Origin of the sequence: Pacificispira spongiicola (genome assembly GCF_012926505.1) — a bacterium.
GTDB lineage: Bacteria > Pseudomonadota > Alphaproteobacteria > UBA8366 > Aestuariispiraceae > Pacificispira > Pacificispira spongiicola.
Window position 1 is genome coordinate 315,902 of record NZ_JABBNT010000005.1, and the last position, 21,674, is coordinate 337,575.

Sequence of the window (21,674 nt, forward strand, 5' to 3'; positions counted from 1 at the left end):
GGCTGCCGCACCGGTAAGCCGGCGGGCATAAAAATTTAAGGAGTGGAGGAGGACACGCTGTGAAGACAAGACTAACGATAATCAGCCTCGCCGGCGGTATCGCTCTTGGCTGTTTCGCCGGTCTGGCACACGCCGATCCGGTCGACGATACGCTGGAAATCGACGGTCAGCCGATGATCACGCGGGCGCCCGCGCCGGAAGGCCATCCGTTCGACGAGGTTCTGTCGGGCTGGCTGTTCCGTGAGGCGGAAACCCGTGCGGTGGAGGCAGACAGCTTCCAAAACCCCGGTATGCTGGAAGTCGAACGGGCCGCGGAAATCTGGTCGACACCCGAAGGGACCGCCGGCAAGTCCTGCGAGACATGCCATGGCGACGTTTCAGAATCGATGAAGGGTGTCGGCGCGCATTATCCGAAATGGGATAAGGATGCCAACCGCCCGATCAACATCGAGCTGCAAATCGACAAATGCCGCACCGAACAGATGGGCGCTGAACCCTACAAGTTCGACGCCAAGGATCAGAAGGCGATGACCGCCCTGATCAAAAATCAGTCTCTGGGCGAACCGATGTCGGTCGACCTCAGTCAGGGCGATATGCAGTCCTGGTGGGATCGCGGCAAAGACACCTATTACACCCGTACGGGCCAGTTGAACCTCTCGTGCTCCAACTGCCACGAGGACTCGATGGGCAACATGATCCGCGCGGATCACCTCAGCCAGGGTCAGGTCAACGGGTTCCCGACCTATCGCCTGAAGCAATCCGCGCTGGTGTCCCTGCATAACCGCTTCCGCGGCTGCATCCGGGATACGCGGGCGGAATTCCCGAAAGCATTTTCGGATGAGTTGATGGCGCTGGAAGTCTACGTGACCTGGCGCGGTACCGGTCTGTCGGTCGAAACCCCGGCGGTCCGTCAGTAACAGCCGGGACGGGGAACGGTTTCCCAACGCGCGTGAAACCGTTCCCCAGGCTCTCTTAAGAGCCACGTCCTTAGATTAAACAAGCATGGTGGCGTTTTGCGGATACGCTTTCCGCAACAGGTTCGGTTTGACCAAAATTCGAGGGTAGAGCGATGATTTCACGGCGCGATTTCTTGGTGGCTTCGGCGGCAGTGGCCGGACTGGCCGGGCCCGGCCTGACAGGGAGCTGGAGCCGCGCGGCGGCACAACAGGCGCTGACGGAAGACGACCTGCTGGGGATGCAGGGATACGGCAACGTCACGCTGCTGCACCTGACCGATCTGCACGCGCAGTTGATGCCGCTCTATTTCCGCGAACCGTCGATCAATCTGGGCGTCGGCGAAGTCGCGGGACTGCCCCCGCATCTGACCGGCAAGGACTTCCTCCAGCGCTTCGGCATCGAGGCCGGGACGCCGGAAGCCTATGCCCTGACATCCGAGGATTTCGTCAGCCTCGCGAAGACCTATGGCCGCATGGGCGGCGTCGACCGCATCGCGCGGATCGTAAAGCGTATCCGCGCCGATCGACCGGACAACACGCTGTTCCTGGACGGCGGCGATACCTGGCAGGGAAGCTACACCGCGCAGCAAACGCAAGGCCAGGACATGGTCGAGGTCATGAACGCGCTGGGCGTCGATGCGATGACCGCGCATTGGGAATTCACCTACGGCACGGACCGCGTCACCGAATTGGTCGACTCCCTGCCCTTCCCCTTCCTGTGCGGCAACGTTTACGACGCCGAATGGGACGAACCCGCGTTCAAGGCCTACGAGATGTTCGAACGCGGCGGCGCCCAAGTCGCCGTGATCGGTCAGGCCTTCCCCTACACGCCGATCGCCAACCCGCGCTACATGATCCCCAACTGGTCCTTCGGCATTCGGGAAGAGGATGTGCAGGCGAATATCGACAAGGCCCGCGCCGAGGGGGCGGAACTTGTCGTGCTGCTGTCCCATAACGGTTTCGACGTGGATCGGAAGCTGGCCAGCCGGGTGACCGGTCTGGATGTCATCCTGTCCGGCCATACCCATGACGCGCTACCCGACGTCATTCAGGTCGGCCAAACGCTGATCGTCGCCTCCGGCTCCAACGGAAAATTCGTCTCGCGGCTCGACCTCGATGTCCGCGACGGCGCGGTGCACGGCTATTCCTACAATTTGATCCCCGTTTTTTCCGACGTCATCGAACCGGACGCGGATATGACGGCGCTGGTCACCCAATTGCGGGAACCGTTCGCCGCCGACCTTGCCCGCGAATTGGGGCGGACGGAAACGCTGCTGTACCGGCGCGGCAACTTCAACGGCACCTTCGACGACCTGATCTGTCAGGCGCTGCTGTCCCAGCGCGACGCGGAAATCGCCCTGTCGCCGGGCTTCCGTTGGGGTACCTCCGTGCTGCCGGGACAGGCGATCACCTTCGAGGACGTGCACAACGCCACGGCCATGACCTATCCGGCGGCCTATCGCAGCAGCATGTCCGGCCAGATGTTGAAGGACATCCTGGAAGATGTCGGCGACAACCTGTTCAACCCCGACCCCTATTACCAGCAAGGCGGCGACATGGTCCGCGTCGGCGGCATGGGTTATTCGATCGATCCGACTGCGGCCATGGGCTCGCGCATTTCCGACATGACCCTGCTGTCGACCGGGGAACCGATCCAGGCGGACCGCGATTACATCGTGTCCGGCTGGGCCTCGGTCAACGAAGGCACGGAAGGCCCGCCCGTCTGGGATGTCGTTGAAAATCACCTGAAAGAAAACCCGGTCGTGTCCGTGGAGGACACGTCGTCGGTCAAAGTGAAAATGTGAGTGGAGAAAGCATCATGTCTGAACGGGACCAAGGGGTGAAGAACCCTTCCCGCCGCGCCCTTCTCCGGGGTGGCTTGGCAGGCGGCGGCGCCGCCCTGATGGCCGGTCTGACCGCCGGCAAGTCAATAGCAGCCGGCGATCCGGCAATCACCGATATCCAGGATTGGAACCGGTATCTCGGCGACGGCGTCGATGCCGCGCCCTATGGTATGCCGTCGGAATTCGAGGCGGATGTCGTTCGCCGCAATGTCGCGTGGCTGACGGCGGATACGACCTCGTCGATCAACTTCACGCCGCTGCATGCGCTGGACGGCATCATCACGCCGAACGGTGTGTGCTTCGAACGCCATCACGGGGGCGTCGCAGAGGTCGATCCGATGCAACATCGCCTGATGATCCACGGCCTCGTCGAACAGCCGCTGGTCTTCACGATGCAGGATCTGATGCGTTTCCCGCGTCAGAACCACGCGTACTTCCTGGAATGCGCGGCAAATTCCGGCATGGAATGGCGCGGCGCACAGCTGAATGGCTGTCAGTTCACCCATGGCATGGTCCACAATGTCGTCTATACCGGTGTGCCGCTGCGCGCCCTGCTGGAAGAAGCGGGCGTGAAGACCGACGGCAAGTGGCTGCTGGCCGAAGGGGCGGATGCCGCCGCCATGACCCGGTCCATCCCGATGGAAAAGGTTCTCGATGACTGCCTCGTCGCCTTTAAGATGAATGGTGAGGCACTTCGCCCTGAACAAGGGTACCCGGTCCGCCTCGTCGTGCCCGGTTGGGAAGGCAATATGTGGGTGAAATGGCTCCGTCGCCTGGAAGTGGGCGACAAGCCGTGGCACCAGCGCGAAGAGACGTCGAAATACACCGACCTCCTCGCCAATGGGAAGGCGCGGCGCTTCACCTGGGTCATGGATGTGAAATCCGTCATCACCAGCCCAAGCCCGCAAGCCCCGATCACCCACGGTAAGGGCCGCACCGTCGTCACAGGCCTCGCCTGGTCCGGCAACGGCACGATTAAGGACGTCGACGTAACCCTGGACGGCGGACGAAACTGGCATAAGGCGCGGATCGACGGGCCCAGCCTGTCGAAATCCCTGCACCGGTTCTACTACGAATTCGATTGGGACGGTTCGGAACTGTTCCTGCAATCCCGCGCCATCGACGAATTGGGCAATGTCCAGCCAACCAAGGACGCCCTGCGCGCCGCGCGCGGTGAGAATTCGATCTACCACAACAACGGCATTCAGACCTGGTATGTCCGTGCCGACGGAGTGACCGAAAATGTTGAAATTTCCTAAATCCGTTCTGCTGGCCACCGCGGCAATCGCCTTCTCCGGGGGGTCGGTCCTGGCTTCCGGCGATATCGATGCCGGGGAAAAGGTGTTCAAGAAATGCATGGCCTGCCACATGGTCGGCGATGGCGCAAAACACCGGGTCGGTCCCGAACTGAACGATGTCTTCGGTCGTGTCGCCGGATCGCTGGACGATTTCAAATACTCCCCGGCGATGAAGGAAGCGGGCGCAGGCGGCCTTGTCTGGGGCGCCGATACGCTCGCGACCTACCTGCATAAGCCGAAGGATATGATCCCGAAGACCAAGATGGCCTTCGCCGGTCTTAAGAAGGAAGCGGACATCGAAAACGTCCTTGCCTATCTGGCGAGCTTCAGTGCCGGTGCGGATATGGACACGGCGGAACCGGAATCGACCCCGACGGCAGAAGAAACTGCGGAGCAAACCGCCCCAACCCCGGCCCTGCAAAATGCCGATTACGAACCCAGCACCGGTCCGATGGGCCTGGGCCGGGTCGCCCTGCCCGAGGAAATCGCCGCCTGGGATATCGACATCCGCCCCGATGGCATGGGCTTACCCGCCGGTAAAGGCACCGTTGCGGAAGGCGAGGTCGTTTTCACCGAACGCTGCGCGACCTGTCACGGCGATTTCGGCGAAGGCCGCGACCGTTGGCCGGTCCTGGCGGGTGGTCAGGATACGCTGACCGATGAGCGCCCGGAAAAGACCATCGGGTCCTACTGGCCCTATCTGTCCACGGTCTACGACTATGTCCGGCGTGCCATGCCCTTCGGCGACGCCCGCTCACTGACGAATGACGAAGTCTATGCGATCACGGCCTATCTGCTGTATCTCAACGACATCGTCACGGATGAGGCGTTTGAGCTGAACAGCGAGAACTTCACCGATATCCACCTGCCCAATGAAGAAAACTTCATTGCCGACGACCGGCAGGAAGAACCCCATTGGAAGGCGGATGCCGACCCCTGTATGACGGATTGCAAAGCGGAGCCCGCAAAAATTACCATGCGCGCCCGTGTCCTCGACGTGACGCCCGACAGTGACGAAGGCGAAGGCGGAGGACAGGTCGACTAGCGAGGGATCATGGCAGCATGCCTTTCCGCCCGACACTCACCTCCCCGTTTCCTCTTTGGATCGGGGGAGAGGGCGGCGCTGTTCGTGCTTTTCTTCCTGATCACCCTGGTTTCGGCGCGACTGGACGGTCGCGCCGAAACGCCGTTCGATCCCTGCCGGTCCTGCCATGAAATCGGCCCCGGCGCAAAGAACCGCGTCGGTCCGCATCTGGACGGGATCCTCGGGCGGCAGGCGGGCTCGGTCGACGGATTCGCCTATTCCAAGGCTATGCTAAAGGCCGGTGAAGACGGTTTGACCTGGACCGCCGAAACCCTGTCCGAATACGTGTCGAAGCCACGCGATTTCGTCCCCGGCAACCGGATGTCCTTCCGTGGGATGGTGGATGCGGAAGATCGCGCCGCCCTGATCGACTGGCTGCGCGAGAATTCCGGCGCGAAACCGGCGGACGATGTGACGGCGGTCTCCCCCGCCCCCACTGTATCGTCGGATATGGCGTCGATTGTCCTGCAAACCGAAGGCGACCCGGCCTATGGTGAATATCTGTCGACCGAATGCGTGACCTGTCATCAGGCATCCGGTCATGCCGACGGCATTCCGTCCATCGTCGGACTACCTCGCGATTATTTCATTCGCGCCTTGCTCGCGTATCAGAGCAACATACGTGACAATGAAGTCATGAAACTGATCACGTCGAGCATGGGTAACGAGGAGATGGCCGCGCTGGCCGCCTATTTCGGCAGCCTGTCTCCAAATTGACCCGGTTCCATATGAAGGCGGCAACGACCCACGGGAGGAGTAAACAATGACAACGACAACAAGACGGACCGTTCTGTGGACCCTCGGCGCCGGTGCCGCCGCATTGGGCATGCCGTCCATCCTGCGCGCCGAAACGAAACCGCGCGTCGTCGTTCTTGGCGGCGGCGCGGGCGGCGCGACGGCGGCCCGCTATATCGCCAAGGATTCCAAAGGCGCTCTCGACGTCACGCTGATCGACGCGGCAGAGAAGTTCACGACCTGCTTCTTCTCCAACCTCTATCTCGGCGGATATCGGGATTTCGAGTCCATCACGCACGGATACGACACGCTGGAAAGCAGCTACGGCATCGCGAAGATCACCGCCCATGCCACGGCCATCGACCGCGATGCGAAGCAAGTCGTCCTCGCGGATGGCAGTAAGGTTCCCTATGACCGGTTGGTCGTCTCCCCCGGTATCAGCCTGTTATACGATAGCGTCCCCGGCTATTCGGAGGCCCTGTCGGAAGACGCGCCCCACGCCTGGAAAGCCGGACGGCAAACGCAAATCCTGAAAGAGAAACTGGACGCGTTGGAAGACGGCCAGAAGGTCATCATCCTGCCGCCGCCCAATCCCTATCGCTGCCCGCCCGGCCCGTACGAACGCGCATCGATGATGGCGCATCTGATGCAGGCGAAGGGTCTGACCAATTCCAAGGTCGTGATCCTGGATGTGAAGGAGAAATTCTCCAAAAAGGGCCTGTTCTTGGAAGGCTGGGAAAACCACTATCCGGGGATGGTCGAATGGTATGGCCCGGATATTCACGGCGGCATTCAGCATGTCGACGTCGCGGGCGGCACGGTTGAAACCGATCTGGACACCTTCCAAGGTGCCCTGCTGAACATCATTCCGGCCCAGCGCGCCGGTGAAATCGCGCTCAGCGCGGGCCTGACCGACGACAGCGGCTATTGCCCGATCGATCCGGCCTCCATGCGTTCCCAGGCCGATCCGGATATTTTCGTCATCGGGGATGCCAGCATCGCGGGCGACATGCCCAAGTCCGCCTTCGCCGCCAACAGTCAGGCCAAGGTCGCATCCATGACGCTCCGCGCCGATCTGCTCGGATCGAAACTGTTCCCGGCGAAATATGCCAATACCTGCTGGAGCCTGATCGCGACGGACGATTCCGTGAAGGTCGGCGGTCAATACGCACCGGGCGACGGGAAAATCGCGTCGACCGCCGGATTCATCAGCCAGATGCATGAAGAACCGGAGAAGCGACAGGCGAATTACGAAGAGTCCCTTGGATGGTACAAGGGCATCGTATCGGACATGTTCGGATAGGCACCCCGGATCAGTCACGATTATTCGTCGCTCGGAACAGTCCACGCTTTTTGCAGTATTTCCAACCCGTTCACCGGCTACATAGAGGTGTCGCACCACACGATGTCGAGAGAAAAAGCCGGTTTCCACGGTATTGAAGCACAGGCCTGTCCGACAAGGCGGGAGTCCGCCCCCTGGCAAAGCCTTCGAAGGCAGAGGATGCAGGCGGCCCCTTTTCGCGTTAGGCTCCACACGGATGGGACCGAACCGGGAGCTTTATTGATGCGGCTGATGTCGATCCTCTTTCTCGCCTTCCTTGCGGCGATAACCGCACCGGACCGGGCCTCGGCCCAAACAGAAATCGGGAAGGTCACGAAGCTGCTAGGCGCCGCGAGCCAGGCCATGGACGAAAATGTCACGCCCTTGACGGCGGGATCGCCGGTCTATGAAGACGCCTTGATCGAAACCGGCGATGACGCACGGCTTGAAATCGTCTTCATCGATTCTTCGCAAATCACGTTGGGAGAACGCGCGCGCCTCGTGATGGACGATCTCGTCTATAGTTTCGAAGCCAGCGAGACCGGGGTCGTGGCTCAATCTTTCCGAATTTTGGACGGCACGTTCCTGTTCCTGTCCGGTGCCGTCGCCCGCACGGATCACGACGCCGTCAGCGTTTCGACGCCGGTCGCCACGATCGGTATCCGCGGTACGGGCTTCTTCGGCGGTCCGCTCGCCGCCGGCATGCCGCCCGGCGAACTCCATTACGGCTTTATGCTGACCGAAGGCGCGATCGACGTGAGCAGTGTCGACGGCACGGTGACCCTGGATGAGGTAAACGAGGGAACCTTCCTGCCGATGAGCGGTCAGGCTGCTCCCACGCCGCCGACCCAGTGGCAGCAGGAGGCAATCGATGAAGCCTATGCCTCCGTCGCCTTCAACTAAGCGCGGGGCGTTCAGTCGGATTGGGTAAGCGGGATACTTACCGTAACCGTCGTCCCCTCCCCCAACGTGCTGTCGATCTTGATCTCCCCGCCATGCAGAACGATCAAGGATTTCGAGATCGCGAGGCCCAACCCCCACCCCTTCGCGCTGATATAGGGATCGGAATTGCCTTGTTCGAAAAACTCCGTCACATGCGGCAGGTCTTTTTCGGCGATCCCGATCCCGTCATCGGTCACCGCAATTTCCATGGAGTCACCGCGCACATGGGCGGAAACGTCGATATGGCCGCCTTCGCCGGTGTATTTCTGGGCGTTGGTGATCAGATTCAACAGCACCTGTTTCAGGGCCCGACGATCCGCCTGTAGCGTCGGTAACGGGTCGTCCATTTGGACATTGAGAGTCTGGCTCTTGATCGAGCAAGCCTGCTCCGTCAGGGCGACACACTGTTTGATGACGCTGTCGACGTGAGTTTCTTCCCATACCAACGCGATCTTGCCCGCTTCGATCCGCGAGATTTCCAATAGATCGTTCACGAGCGACAAAAGGTGCTTTCCGCTCGCATTGATGTTGTCGGAATAGGAAACATATTGCGGCGGCAGCGGACCGAAGAATTGCTGCCCCATCATTTCGGAAAAACCGATGATCGCGTTCAACGGCGTACGTAACTCGTGACTCATGGACGCCAGGAATTCAGATTTCGCGCGGTTCGCGGCATTTGCCGCTTCCAACGCCTTTTGAATGGTATTTCGGGCTTCGACGATTTCGGTCAAGTCGGTCACCGACCCGATATAGGACCGCTGATCGCCGATTTGGATTTCGCCGACCCCCAGATGCATCGGGAAGATTTCGCCGTTCTTCCGACGGCCGTGAACGTCCCGACCGATGCCGACGATCCGCTTTCGCCCTGTTTCGCGGTAGCGCGCCATTTGCCCGTCATGTTCGGTCGCATAGGCATCCGGCATCAACATTGAAACGTTTTCGCCTACGACGTCGTCCGCTTTGTAGCCGAAGATGCGTTCCGCCGCGCGGTTGAAGACCTCGATCTTGCCCGCGTCATTCGTAACGATAGCCCCGGTCGCAATATTCTCGAATGCCGCATAGAAACGCCGGGCATTGTCGCTCAACGCCTCGTTCAGTTTCCGACGCTCGGTAATATCTTGACTGATCGCCAAGAAATGGCTTACCCGGCCTTCGTCGGAATATACCGGACTGATCGAGACCGACTCCCAATATGCCTCCCCCGTTTTATGGCGATGCATCAGGTCGCCGGCCCAACGATGGCCGGCTTCCACCGATGCCCAAATTTTCTTGGCATCCGTCGGATGCTCGTCATCGAGCAATAGGAAATCGGCCTTCCGGCCGATAACATCGTCGGCGGCATAGCCGCTGGACGCCGTGAATTGGGGGTTCACATAGACGATCGTTCGAGCCGTGTCGGCGATGATTACGCTGACCGGGCTTTGATCGATGGCATGCGAGAAGACTTTCAAATCGCCGGTCATTTCGTCAGCCTTGCGTTCCGCCCATTCCCGGCGGCGCCACAGGAGATAGATCACAATGAACAACAACAGGTCGATCACGCCGCCGGCGACGGCAACGAACAGCGGCTGTCTCTCGTCCCGCCGATCGACGAAACTCCGGTTCGCATAGACATCAAGCGTCCAGTCATGCCCGCCGACCTTAATGGAAGACAGGAATTGAAAGGCGCTGGAGACCGAATCCGCCCCACCGTCGCGAATATGTCCCGGCTCCCGCACCTCCCCTTGTTCCGTCACCGCCGCCAAGGGTTTCGTATCCGCGGAATGGAATAGAAGGGCTGTTTCGTCCTGCGACAGACCGTCAAATATCCGGAAGGATATCCCGGGCAGGCCCGCGCCCAGTATCCCATGCATCAAGTCGTTCATACGAAATGGGCTATAGACGAACCCGACCAGCGCGTTCCGGCGATCCTCCACGGTTTCAAGCACCGTTCCGGGTCGATAGACCGGCAGGTAGACCAGGAACCCCGCCTGAACATCCTCTGCGGTTTCCTGGACAAGGGTCACCTTGCCCGACAAGGCCGGTAGGCCCGTGTCGCGGGCCCGTATCATGGCATCTCGGCGCACCGGCTCCGAATACATGTCGTATCCGAAGGCACGCTGATTGCGCCAATCGAACGGCTCCAGGAACTCGACCGCCGAATAGACGTCGCGGAACCCGTCCGGCTTGATCGTAAAATCCGGAAACCCTTCCGCCGAAATCCGCGCCTCGTATTCCCGACGCGCCGCCGCATCGACCATTCGGGCGAAACCGAGGCCTTGGATGCCGGGGTAATAGTCTTCGATTTTCAGGGCATGGACGTAACTGCGCCACTCTGTCCGGGTCACGTCTGTGGACGACGCGAAATGCCCGGCACCGCCTCGAAGGACCGCTTCGTATTCGATCATCCGCTGCAGGATTTTGTCCTTAACCTCCCCAGCCGCATACTCGAAACGGTCGCGTGCGCGCTGTTCGACAAAATGTGTCGAAATCTGCCATGCGGCAAAGGTCAGCACCAACGAACAGATAAGGATGATCCATGCCGTGGCGGGGCCGTGCCCCCACCTCAGCAGCGTATCCGTGCTCCACCATGTTCTTGGGCGCCCGGTCAGAAGAGAAACATCCGTCATCAAGGTGCCTTGTCGAAAGGCGCCTGCTTACGGCAATTCGCCCGGGGACCATTTGATCTGGATCAGTTTTACATCCGTAAATTCGTTCCCACCGCGATCAGCAGTTATGTGGTGAGGTGACGATTTCCGAGCGCCAAACACGGATCGGATCAACGTGAACGAACGGCATACACCGTTGCGAACATTTTGATATTCATTGTCATGGGAAGAAAGTGGCGACCCCTACGGGATTCGAACCCGTGTTGCCGCCGTGAAAGGGCGGTGTCCTAGGCCTCTAGACGAAGGGGTCGCAGTAGAGGCAGCGGTATGTTGTCCGCTTGCGAGCGGGTAATTACAGAGGCCGGAGCCTTTGGTCAAGCGCCTGTTTTCAACAAAACTTCATTTCTTGCAAATTTCCGAACCGGCGATTTCGGCACGGATATTGCTTGCATTATTCCGGGCCCCGTCTGCATGGGGCGGAACTTGGTTTGCGAGGCTGAACATGGTTGCCTATTCCCTATTTTCGTCCGCGGTCACCGCGATGCGCGCGAATTCCGTGGCCTTCGGGAATATCAGCGACAATATCGCGAATACGACCACGACCGGGTATAAGGCCGGTCAGATTCGGTTCCAGGACATGGTCGGATCGAAGAATGCCGGGTCAGTCTCGCCCCAGTTGATGGGAACACAGGCGCATCAGCAGGTATTCCGGACAAGGGAAGGCGTCATCACCACGTCCGGCCTCGACCTCGACGGGGCGATTTCAGGACGGGGGTTCTTTGTCACCTCCACATCCGTGACACCGTCGGACGACACGTTGGAACTGACGGATGCCGGTCGCTTCGCCGGAACCCTGGTGACCAACGATGCAGGCGATGAGGAAGTATATCTTACGGATATTAAGGGCAACTACGTCCTAGGATGGCCCTATGACGATTCCAACAACACTTTTGACATCGACACTACGAACACATCGTCGCTGCAACCCATCCGTATCGATAACGAGGCCGCCACCTTCCCGGCAGAAGCCACCACGTTGGCCAGTCTGGGCGTTAACCTGCCGGCAACGGCGGCGGCCGGCGATACGTATAGTTTCGACATGCCGATTTATGACGGCACGGGTATCGACGACAATTTGAACGACGAACAGCAGTTGATCGCAACCTTTACCAAAGTCGCCGCGACCAATACCTGGGAAATGACGCTTTCAGGCACAGACGGGACGGTAACCGCCCCCGCGGCACAGCCCTTGACCATGGTTTTTTCGCCGTCTGGCGACCTTGAGACGATCGACGGTGTCGCGACCGACGAAATTTCCGTCGGCGTCGATTGGACCCTATCCGGCGCGTCCAACAGCGTGACCCTGAGCCTTGCCGGGTCCACGCAATACGGCAACGAATCCGACCAATTGGATTTGGAGGTCAACGGCAACCCTCAAGGTCAGTTGTCGAACGTCTTCCTGGGCAAGAACGGTAACGTCGTCGGTGTCTTCTCCAACGGTCAACAGCGCCCGATCGCGCGTCTGGCTCTGGGCAATACGACCGAACCGAACCGACTGCTGGATTCCGGGAACACGCATTGGCGTGTCGGTCCGAATAGCGGCGAAATAGTCCTTTACGACTTCGAGAACACGAGCATGGCGGCCTTCGTCCCACAAGCCGTTGAGGAGTCGACCACGGAATTGGCCAACGAATTCACCAATATGATCGTCACGCAGCGCGCCTATTCCTCCGCTTCAACGGCCTTACGCACGGTCGATGAAATGGTGCGAACGGCAACTGAGCTTAAGGGCTAATCGGTAGACAGACCTTTTAAAGTTCCGCCGCGTCATCGATCATTAGTTGGACGCTTTCCCGCCCTTGCCAACTGTCCTTGCGCAAGCGCCCGGCGAGATGGATCGGGCGATCCCCTCTGGCCCGTAACAGGGCCTGCCCTAGCGGTGTATCGGCACATCGGAAGGCAATCCCCTTCACCCGGCCCCCCGCCGCGTCGCCGGCCAGCACGCGCACATGGTCCTCGCCGACGATATCCGCCTGATAAAGGCGTACTTCCGGCAGGACAAAGCGGGGTTCGGCATTCCCCTGCCCAAAGGGCTGAAGCCGTTCCAGCGCCTCCACCAGCGGCAGACTGGCACCGGCAGCAGTAACGGCCCCGTCAAACTTCAGCACGGGGACCAGGCCGCCCTCCCCCGCCTCCAGCGCGATGCGTTCGCGCAGGAAGGACACAAACCCGGAAAGATTTGCCGCCGACACGGTGAATCCCGCCGCCATCTTGTGGCCGCCACCGTTGATTAGCAGGTCCTGTTGCCGCGCCGCGATCACGGCGGAACCGAGGTCAATCCCGGGGACGGAGCGACCGGAGCCCTTGCCGATCCCATCGTCGTCCAACGCGACGACGCAGGCCGGACGGTTATAGCGTTCCTTCAAACGCCCGGCGACGATGCCGATCACACCGGGATGCCAGCCTTCCGCCACCGCGACGATTACCGGCGCATCCTCGTCCCCCGAAGCCTCTACCTGCGCGATGGCAGCGTCCAGGCAGTCCTTTTCGATCGCGCGCCGTTCCTCGTTATAAGCGTCCAGGCGCTGCGCGATGACCTGCGCGCGGGCGGCGTCTTCGGTCGACAGAAGTTCCGTGCCCAAACCGGCCTCGCCGACACGTCCCCCCGAATTCACGCGAGGCCCCAGCAGGAACCCGGCATGGTACGTTCCCGGCGCCTCGCTGACGCGCGCCACGTCGGCCAGCGCGGACAGGCCGATATTGCCGCGCCGGGCCATGACTTTGAGCCCCTGCGCCACGAGTGCCCGGTTCACGCCGGTCAGCGGCACGACATCGCAAACGGTGCCCAGCGCGACGAGGTCGAGCAGCCCCATCAAATCCGGCTCCCGCTTGCCGTCGAACCAACCCTCCGCGCGTAGGCGTCGGTTCAAGGCGACGATCAGCAGGAAGGTCACGCCGACGGCCGCCATATTGCCGTGGGGACTGTCTTCATCCAGGCGATTGGGATTCACGACGGCTACGGCACGCGGCAGGCGCGGTTCCGCGACATGGTGATCGACAACCAGGACTTCGACGCCTTCATCCGCCGCCGCCCCCAGAACATCGAAGGCGGTGATCCCGCAATCGACGGTGATGACGACCGCCGCGCCTTGCTGCTTCAGCTTCACCAAGGCAGGTAAATTGGGGCCATAACCTTCCGCCAGGCGGTCCGGGATATAGGCCTCTATCCGGCCACCGGCGGCACGGATATAGCGCAACAGCAAGGCCGAGGATGTCGCCCCGTCCACATCGTAATCGCCGAAGACGGCAATCCCCTCGCCCTCACGGATTGCCGCCACAAGCCGTGATACCGCCGCATCCATATCGCGCAGATGCGACGGATCGGGCAGATCACGGGACAATTTCGGATCGAGGAAGGCCTCGGCGGCATCCAGGTCGATGCCGCGCGCCGCCATGGCGCGGGCCACCGGCTCCGGCAGGCTGTAACGCTGTGCCAGAGCCGCGGTGAGCCGCGCGTCGTCCGGCCGAGCCTCCCAGCGCTTGCCGGAGGCCGACCGCGACACTCCGAGAAAGGCTTCTGGCTCGGCGGTGGTCATGATCAGATCTTGATCCAATCCTTACGCGAGAAATCGTGCACGGTTTCGATCTTGCGGACGGTACCGGTGGACGAGCGCATGACCAGCGACTGGGTCCGTGCCCCGCCATCGGTCATTTCGACGCCTTTCAGCAGGTTCCCGTCGGTCACGCCGGTCGCCGCGAAAATCACGTCGCCCGCCGCAAGTTCCATCATATCGTATTTGCGATCCAGGTCATGCACGCCGATGCGGTGGGCGCGTTCCTTTTCCTCGTCATTGCGGAACAGCAGACGGCCCTGGAACTGGCCGCCGATGCAGCGCAGCGCGGCACAGGCCAGCACGCCTTCCGGCGCCCCGCCGGACCCCATATACATATCGATCCCGCTGTTGCTCTGGCTGGTCGCCATAACGCCGTAAACGTCGCCGTCGCCGATCAGGGTGATGCCCGCGCCCGTCGCACGGACCGCCTTGATCAGATCGGCATGGCGCGGACGGTCCAGGATGCAGACCATCATGTCCGACACCTTCTTGCCCTTCGCTTCCGCCACGCGGCGCAGGTTCACTTCCGGCGACACGTCCAGATCGATGATACCGCCGGGAAGCCCGCCGCCGACCGCGATCTTGTCCATATAGACGTCCGGCGCGTGCAGCAGCTTACCGCCTTCGGCAAAGGCGATGACCGCCAGCGCGTTGGGCAGGTTCTTCGCCGTAATCGACGTGCCTTCCAGCGGGTCCAGCGCGATATCGACATGCGGCCCCTTGCCGGTACCCACTTCTTCACCGATGAACAACATCGGGGCCTCGTCCCGCTCGCCTTCGCCGATCACGACGCGGCCGCGGATGTCCAGGCGGTTCAGCGCCGTGCGCATGGCGTCCACGGCGGCCTGATCGGCGGCCATGTTGTCGCCGCGACCGCACCAACGCCAGGAGGCGATCGCGGCCGCTTCCGTCACGCGGGCGGCATCAAGAACAAGATTGCGGTCCATATTGGGCATTCAGCTATCCTCTTGGCAGTGTTATTCCGACCCGTATCAGCGTTCGATACGGATCATGTGCGGCGGTTCTATGACCGCATCCAAATCCATGATTCTTTGCAAGGCGCGGTTCATCGCCGCTTCCGTCGTCTCGTGCAGCGTCAGGACGACGTCGACCGGTTCGTTCGGATCGCGACCGCGCTGAATGATCGATTCCATCGACACTTTCTCGTCGCGCAGGGCGGCGGTTACACCGGCGATAACACCCGGCTTGTCGATCACGCGCAGGCGGACGTAATAGGCCCCAAAGCGGCGATCCATCGACAGGCTGGCCGCCGGTTGCAGCGCCGACACCGGCACGCCGAAGACCGGCACGAACCGTCCGGCCGCGATATCCATGATGTCGCCGACCACGGCGGAGGCCGTCGGCCCCGCCCCGGCGCCGCGTCCTTCCAGAACCGACGTGCCGACCGCGTCGCCTTCCATGACGACGCCGTTGAACACGCCTTCCACGGCGGCGATCGGGGCATCGCCCTTCACCAGGACCGGATGCACACGCTGCATGACGCCGTCGTCATGGGCTTCTGCCATGCCCAGCAGCTTCACCCGGAACCCCAGCTCCTCGGCATATTGGATATCGACCGCCGCGATACGGCTGATTCCTTCGATATGCACGCCGTCGAAATCGACCTCGCGCCCAAAGGCCAGCGCGGCCAGGATGGCGAGCTTATGCGCCGCATCCACGCCATCGACATCGAAGCTGGGGTCGGCTTCGGCGTAGCCCAATGCCTGCGCTTCGGCCAAAACGTCGGCATAGGCCCGGCCCGTTTCGCGCATCGTCGTCAGAATATAGTTGCAGGTGCCGTTCAGTATGCCTTGCACCGAATTGATCCGATTTCCGGCGAGACCTTCGCGCATCGCCTTGATGATCGGAATACCCCCGGCGACCGCTGCCTCGTAATTCAGGCTGACACCGTTTTCTTCGGCCAGACGGGCCAATGCCGTGCCGTGAACGGCCAGCAAGGCCTTATTTGCGGTCACGACATGCTTGCCGGACGACAATGCGGCCTCGCAGGCTTCCTTCGCGATGCCTTCACTACCGCCGATTTGTTCAACGAACAGGTCGCAATCCGCCTCCCGCGCCATGGTCACGGCATCGTCGAACCACGTCATGCCGGTCAGGTCGCAGCCACGGTCCTTGGCCTTGTCGCGCGCGGAAACCGCGGTCACGGTCACGTGCCGTCCGCAGCGCTGCGCGATCAGATCGCCATTTTTCTGAAGCAGGGAGACAACGCCGGCACCGACCGTCCCCAACCCCGCAACCGCGATTTTCAATACCTCGGCCATTGCCGTACCCTACCTTTTGACCATGAACGCGCCGTGCGGCGTTACCCCCCACTCAGGACCCCTCGCTCAGGAAGGTCCGCATGGACCGCAGCGCCTGACGTATGCGCTGGGTATTCTCCACGAGCCCGAAACGCAAGTACCCCTCGCCATATTCTCCAAATCCGACACCCGGCGCGACGGCGACATTCGCTTCTTCAAGCAGCAGTTTGGAGAATTCCAAGGACCCCATATTGCTGAATCGCGGCGGCAACGGCGCCCAGACGAACATCGTCGCTTCCGGCGACGGTACCTCCCATCCCGCACGGGCCAGCCCTTCGACCAGAACGTCGCGGCGGTCCTTATACATCCGGCGCAGGTCGTCGACGCAATCCTGCGGACCGTTCAGCGCCGCCGTCGCGGCCACCTGGATCGGCGTGAAGGCGCCGTAATCGACATAGGATTTGATCCGGCCCAGCGCGGCGATCAGCTGCTTGTTTCCCGCCGCGAAGCCCACACGCCATCCCGGCATGGAGTAGGTCTTACTCAGCGACGAGAATTCAACCGCGATATCCCGCGCACCCGGAATCTGCAGGATCGACGGCGGCGGCACCTCCCCGAAATAGATTTCCGAATAGGCGATGTCGGACAGGATGTAGATTTCGTGATGCTTACAGAACTCGACGACCTCACCATAGAAATCCAAATCGACGCATTGCGCCGTCGGGTTCTGCGGGAAATTCAAGACGACGGCCAGCGGCTTCGGAATCGAATGCGCGACGGCGCGGGTCAGGGCATCCATGAAGCTGCGGCGGAACTGATCCAGCGGCTGGTTCATCTCCCCGCCCGCCGGAAGGCTGCGGATCGATCCACCCGCCATGATGAAGCCGAAGCTGTGAATCGGGTAGCAGGGGTTCGGTACCAGGATGATGTCGCCGGGGCTGGTGATCGCCTGCGCCAGATTGGCGAGCCCTTCCTTGGAGCCCAGCGTGACGATGACCTCGCTTTCCGGATCGACGGATACACCGAACCGGCGCTCGTAATAACCGCTCAAGGCCTTGCGCAACCCAGGAATGCCCCGGCTGGTCGAATAGCGATGGGTGCGCGGATCCTGCACCGCTTCGATCATCTTATCGACGATATGCTTCGGCGTCGGCGTATCCGGATTGCCCATGCCGAAATCGATGACATCCTCTCCCCGGCCACGGGCAGCGGCTTTCAGCGCGTTCACTTCGGCGAAGACATAGGGCGGCAGACGTTTGATGCGGTGGAAGGTTTCGATCATCGACAGTCAGGATCCCAATGGGCCGGGTGAACGCGGCGCGAAATTTAGGGGTGTCAGTATTGCAGGAAAACTTCGGCCCGGCGGTTGCCCGCCTCGCCGGCCGGGGTTTCCTCGGAATATTTCAGTTCCTTTGACCCGCGCGCATCCACGACGATCTGTTCGATCGGGATACCGGCGCTGACCAGCACCTGGCCGACGGCCGCCGCACGGTCCAAAGAAACCTTGTAATTCACCAGGGCCTGTTGCGATTCATCGCCACTAGCCCCGGACCGGCTGGAATGGCCGACGATGACGACACGTTTGCCGCCATCTCGACTATAAATGCCAGCAACCTGATTCAAGATTTCACGATCCCGTTCCGTCAGGCGGGCCCCGCCGCTGGGGAAATAGATCGTCGCGATCATCTGCGTGCGCGTGGCCGCCGCCGCGCCGGTGGCCGGTGCCGCCTGGGCTACATTCGGTGCCGGCGGCGGCGCGGAGGCCGGAGCGGGCGCGGAAGACTGCGATTGCGTCAGAGGTTGCGGCGCGGGGGCCGGTTGCGGCGCTGCCTGCGCGGTTTGCGCCTGACTGGGAGACGGGCTCGGCGCCGGTGCAGGCTGGGGTACCTGTGCCGGTTGCGGGGCCGGTTGCGGCGTAGCCTGCGGAACCGGGACCGGTTGAGGTGCGGGCTGGGGCGACGATTCAGGCGGGACCGATTCAGGCGGGGCCGTAATGACGGACGCCGTCGGCGGTTCCGCCGGTTCCTGGGTCGGATCCGGCGGCGTGATCACGCGGACGGGCGGGGCCTCACGCCGGATCACCTCGTCTGTATACAGTGCATTTTCCCGGTCGGCCGCCAAAACGTCGGCAAGCTGCATGTATTCCCGTTTGATCGCCGGTTCTTCCGGACGGTCGGGAACGGCGCCGATGGCCGGATAGTCGCCGTCCTCACCGGGAATCGGTTTCGGTTCGGAATTCGCGGCCTCGTCGCCTTCGAACCATTTCACCGGATTGACGGCATCCACGACGTCGCGGCTGCTGTCGCAGGCCGTGACACCGAAAAGCACCGCCGCCGCCAAGGCGGCACGGATCGAAAGACTGACCGTTGAACGTGGAAAATCACCCTGCATGAACCCTCACCCGATACCTGTTCGGAAACACCGGTTCCGACTCGACCGGCGATGGGCGCGCATCATAGAAGCGGTGCGGTCTCTCGGCAACCGACACGGCCCCGATCGGGAACATATAGGCCATGCCGCGAACCCGACGCCATAAAATCGCAACAAGCCCCCCCTATACCCTTGCTGCAATTGGGATTATGCTCGCGCCTAACGGCACGGCGAAACATCACACATTTCCCGTAGCGTAAGACGGGATAAGGAGTTCTTTTGGTATGGGTAGCGAAAAAACGACACCCGAAGACAGCACGGCCTGGCCCGACCCGATCGAATGGTCCCATCAGATGACCGCCATCGCGGAACGCAGCCAACGCCTCGTGCAGGAATTCCTCGCCAATCAGAAGAATGATCCCGAAAGCCCGATCGGGCATGGCGACCCGCTGAATATCGGCAACACTTTCCTGGAAATGACCCAGGCGATGCTGAAAAACCCGAATGCGGTGATGAAGGCCAATTTGGATCTTTGGTCGAACTACATGAATCTGTGGGCCGCGACGACCAAGAAGATGTTGGGTCAGGAATCGGAAGACCTGATCGCCCCGGCACAGGACGACCGGCGCTTCAAGGACCCGACCTGGAACGAAAACGCGCTGTTCGACTATATCAAGCAATCCTATTTGCTGACAGCCCGCTGGATGCAGTCCACCGTTTCCCAGGTGGAAGGTCTGGACAGCAAGACCATGAAGAAGGTGGATTTCTATACCCGCCAATTCGCCGATGCGATGGCGCCGACCAACTTCGTCATGACCAACCCGGAAGTTTTGCGCGAAACCTTGGATTCCAAGGGGGAAAACCTAGTTCGCGGTCTTGAAAACATGCTTTCCGACCTGGAAAAGGGGAAAGGAAAGCTGAAGATTTCCATGACCGACGCGACCGCATTCGAAGTCGGTGGAAATCTGGCGACCAGCCCGGGACAGGTTGTCTATCAGAACGACCTGATCCAGTTGATCCAATACGCACCGTCGACGGAAACGGTCGCCAAAATCCCGTTGCTGATCGTGCCGCCCTGGATCAACAAATTCTACATCCTGGACCTTCGGGAAAAGAACAGTTTCATCCGCTGGGCCGTCAGCCAGGGCCTGACGGTCTTCGTCGTTTCCTGGGTCAATCCAGATGCCCGTCTGGCGAACAAATCCTTTTCCGACTACATGATGGAAGGGCCGGTCGACGCGATCGAACAAGTCCTCAAGATTACCGGCGAGAAGTCCGTCAACATGATCGGCTATTGCCTGGGCGGGACACTGACGGCGGCGACGCTCGCCTATCTGACCCGCAAGAAGCAGCAGGATAAGGTAAAGTCCGTCACCTATTTCACGACGCTGATCGATTTCGCGGAAGCGGGCGAATTGGAAGTCTTCATCGACGAGGAACAACTCGCCGCCCTGGAATCGAAAATGAACGAGCGCGGCTATTTGGAAGGGTCGGAAATGGCGACGACCTTCAACATGCTGCGGGCAAACGACCTTATCTGGTCCTTCGTCGTGAACAACTATCTGATGGGCAAGGATCCTTTCCCCTTCGACCTGTTGTTCTGGAACGGCGATTCCACCCGCATGCCCGCCGCCATGCATTCCTTCTATCTGCGGAACATGTATCTGGAAAACAAACTGATACAGCCGAACGGCATCGAATTGGCCGGGACGCCGATCGACCTGACCACGGTCAAAACGCCGACCTTCGTCCTGTCGACACGCGAAGATCACATTGCACCGTGGAAGGCGACCTATGCCGCCGTAAACACCTATTCCGGGCCCGTGAAGTTCTGCCTTGCCGGCTCCGGCCATATCGCCGGCGTTGTGAACCCGCCCAACCCGGAAAAGCCGAAATACGGCTATTGGACCTATAGCCGGAAGGTGAAGGATCCCGACGCCTGGCTGGAAAAGGCGGAACGGCACGAAGGGTCTTGGTGGCCGGAATGGCGAAAATGGCTGGGCAAGTTTTCCGGCGCGGAGGTTCCCGCCCGTGAACCCGGTTGCGGTGTCGTGACGCCGATCGAACCGGCGCCCGGAAGTTATGTGAAAGGCAAGGCGTAATCGCCATACCTGCAGAATTTCATTTAGCAACAATCTTAAGATGGTAACACCTGTTACCGCGTGTTACAGGATTGTCATAACAACGCGGACGCATTGATGGATTCGTACAAGAAACCACTGGTCGTCATCGTCGAAGACAACGATGTATCCTTCGAAATATACGCAAGCCTGTTTGAACATCTGGGCTGGCAGGTTCTGCGCGCGCCCTGGACATCGACGACGTTTTCGGAATTCTCCGACGACATGCCGGCCTTCCGACTCGTCTTCCTGGACATCGTCCTCAGCGACGACCTGGATGGATTTGAAGTCCTTGATATCCTGAATAAACGCGGGCTTTCCGGCGATATCGTGTTGGTTTCAGGGTTCAGCAATTCGTATCTTAATCTTTTGGGTTCCCTGGCTGAGGCAAAGGGCTTCAATGTCCTGGCATCCTTGGAAAAGCCGGTCACGTTGGACATGTTGAAAAAGGTCCTGCCCTCTATCGGGGAGTAACAAAGGCTTTCCCTGTCGACGTCCGCTCCAAAGCCGCGCTTGTCGAAGCGTCGGGTTTCAGGCCATT

At 60.8% G+C, this 21,674-nt stretch carries 16 protein-coding genes and 1 tRNA gene; 10 read left to right on the top strand and 7 right to left on the bottom strand.

Annotated elements, in window-relative coordinates; all coding sequences use genetic code 11:
* Nucleotides 1-59 precede the first annotated feature (59 nt).
* The 7 genes from soxA to HH303_RS17390 all read left to right on the top strand — a co-directional run bounded on the left by soxA (nt 60) and on the right by HH303_RS17390 (nt 8,141).
* Nucleotides 60-917, top strand: a complete 858-nt coding sequence (gene soxA, locus HH303_RS17360; RefSeq protein WP_319637450.1) for a sulfur oxidation c-type cytochrome SoxA — start codon at nt 60-62, stop codon at nt 915-917.
* A 152-nt stretch (nt 918-1,069) separates the two neighbouring features.
* Nucleotides 1,070-2,761, top strand: coding sequence for a thiosulfohydrolase SoxB (gene soxB, locus HH303_RS17365; RefSeq protein WP_169626629.1), 1,692 nt, complete (start codon nt 1,070-1,072; stop codon nt 2,759-2,761).
* A gap of 14 nt (nt 2,762-2,775) precedes the next feature.
* The gene (gene soxC / locus HH303_RS17370) at nt 2,776-4,059 is read left to right on the top strand and encodes a sulfite dehydrogenase (protein WP_169626630.1); all 1,284 of its coding nucleotides are present in this window, start codon (nt 2,776-2,778) and stop codon (nt 4,057-4,059) included.
* Nucleotides 4,043-5,143 carry a c-type cytochrome gene (locus tag HH303_RS17375; protein ID WP_169626631.1) on the top strand — a complete coding sequence of 367 codons (1,101 nt, stop codon included), beginning with the start codon at nt 4,043-4,045 and terminating at the stop codon, nt 5,141-5,143. The genes soxC and HH303_RS17375 overlap by 17 nt, the downstream gene beginning before the upstream one ends.
* Nucleotides 5,144-5,227: 84 nt before the next feature.
* Nucleotides 5,228-5,899 carry a cytochrome C gene (locus tag HH303_RS17380; RefSeq protein ID WP_169626632.1) on the top strand — a complete coding sequence of 224 codons (672 nt, stop codon included), beginning with the start codon at nt 5,228-5,230 and terminating at the stop codon, nt 5,897-5,899.
* A 46-nt stretch (nt 5,900-5,945) separates the two neighbouring features.
* Complete coding sequence (locus HH303_RS17385) at nt 5,946-7,220, top strand: NAD(P)/FAD-dependent oxidoreductase (RefSeq protein WP_169626633.1); 1,275 nt, start codon at nt 5,946-5,948, stop codon at nt 7,218-7,220.
* A gap of 261 nt (nt 7,221-7,481) precedes the next feature.
* Nucleotides 7,482-8,141, top strand: coding sequence for a FecR family protein (locus HH303_RS17390; protein WP_169626634.1), 660 nt, complete (start codon nt 7,482-7,484; stop codon nt 8,139-8,141).
* An 11-nt stretch (nt 8,142-8,152) separates the two neighbouring features.
* Here the strand turns inward: HH303_RS17390 and HH303_RS17395 are convergent, their stop codons facing one another.
* Both HH303_RS17395 and HH303_RS17400 read right to left on the bottom strand, forming a co-directional pair.
* Entirely contained in the window at nt 8,153-10,789 is a 2,637-nt protein-coding gene (locus HH303_RS17395) for a CHASE domain-containing sensor histidine kinase (protein ID WP_169626635.1), read from the bottom strand.
* Between the two features lie 213 nt (nt 10,790-11,002).
* Nucleotides 11,003-11,078 (bottom strand) — tRNA-Glu (locus tag HH303_RS17400).
* Between the two features lie 192 nt (nt 11,079-11,270).
* On the opposite strand from HH303_RS17400, the gene HH303_RS17405 reads away from it, so the two are divergent.
* Nucleotides 11,271-12,563, top strand: coding sequence for a flagellar hook protein FlgE (locus HH303_RS17405; RefSeq protein WP_169626636.1), 1,293 nt, complete (start codon nt 11,271-11,273; stop codon nt 12,561-12,563).
* Between the two features lie 16 nt (nt 12,564-12,579).
* Here the strand turns inward: HH303_RS17405 and recJ are convergent, their stop codons facing one another.
* The 5 genes from recJ to HH303_RS17430 are packed head-to-tail and all read right to left on the bottom strand — an operon-like array spanning nt 12,580 to nt 19,034.
* Complete coding sequence (gene recJ, locus HH303_RS17410) at nt 12,580-14,364, bottom strand: single-stranded-DNA-specific exonuclease RecJ (RefSeq protein ID WP_169626637.1); 1,785 nt, start codon at nt 14,362-14,364, stop codon at nt 12,580-12,582.
* Between the two features lie 2 nt (nt 14,365-14,366).
* The gene (glpX, locus tag HH303_RS17415; RefSeq protein WP_169626845.1) at nt 14,367-15,329 is read right to left on the bottom strand and encodes a class II fructose-bisphosphatase; all 963 of its coding nucleotides are present in this window, start codon (nt 15,327-15,329) and stop codon (nt 14,367-14,369) included.
* A gap of 45 nt (nt 15,330-15,374) precedes the next feature.
* Complete coding sequence (locus HH303_RS17420) at nt 15,375-16,664, bottom strand: homoserine dehydrogenase (protein WP_169626638.1); 1,290 nt, start codon at nt 16,662-16,664, stop codon at nt 15,375-15,377.
* A 52-nt stretch (nt 16,665-16,716) separates the two neighbouring features.
* Complete coding sequence (locus tag HH303_RS17425) at nt 16,717-17,925, bottom strand: LL-diaminopimelate aminotransferase (protein WP_169626639.1); 1,209 nt, start codon at nt 17,923-17,925, stop codon at nt 16,717-16,719.
* Nucleotides 17,926-17,978: 53 nt separating this feature from the next.
* Nucleotides 17,979-19,034: an OmpA family protein gene (locus HH303_RS17430; protein WP_169626640.1), complete on the bottom strand. Its 1,056-nt coding sequence runs from the start codon at nt 19,032-19,034 to the stop codon at nt 17,979-17,981.
* Between the two features lie 263 nt (nt 19,035-19,297).
* Between HH303_RS17430 and HH303_RS17435 the strand changes: the two genes are divergently transcribed.
* Together HH303_RS17435 and HH303_RS17440 are read left to right on the top strand one after the other, a co-directional pair.
* The gene (locus HH303_RS17435; protein WP_227421901.1) at nt 19,298-21,115 is read left to right on the top strand and encodes a PHA/PHB synthase family protein; all 1,818 of its coding nucleotides are present in this window, start codon (nt 19,298-19,300) and stop codon (nt 21,113-21,115) included.
* Nucleotides 21,116-21,211: 96 nt separating this feature from the next.
* On the top strand, nt 21,212-21,607 hold the full coding sequence (locus HH303_RS17440; protein ID WP_169626641.1) for a response regulator: 396 nt from the start codon (nt 21,212-21,214) through the stop codon (nt 21,605-21,607).
* Nucleotides 21,608-21,674: the final 67 nt, after the last annotated feature.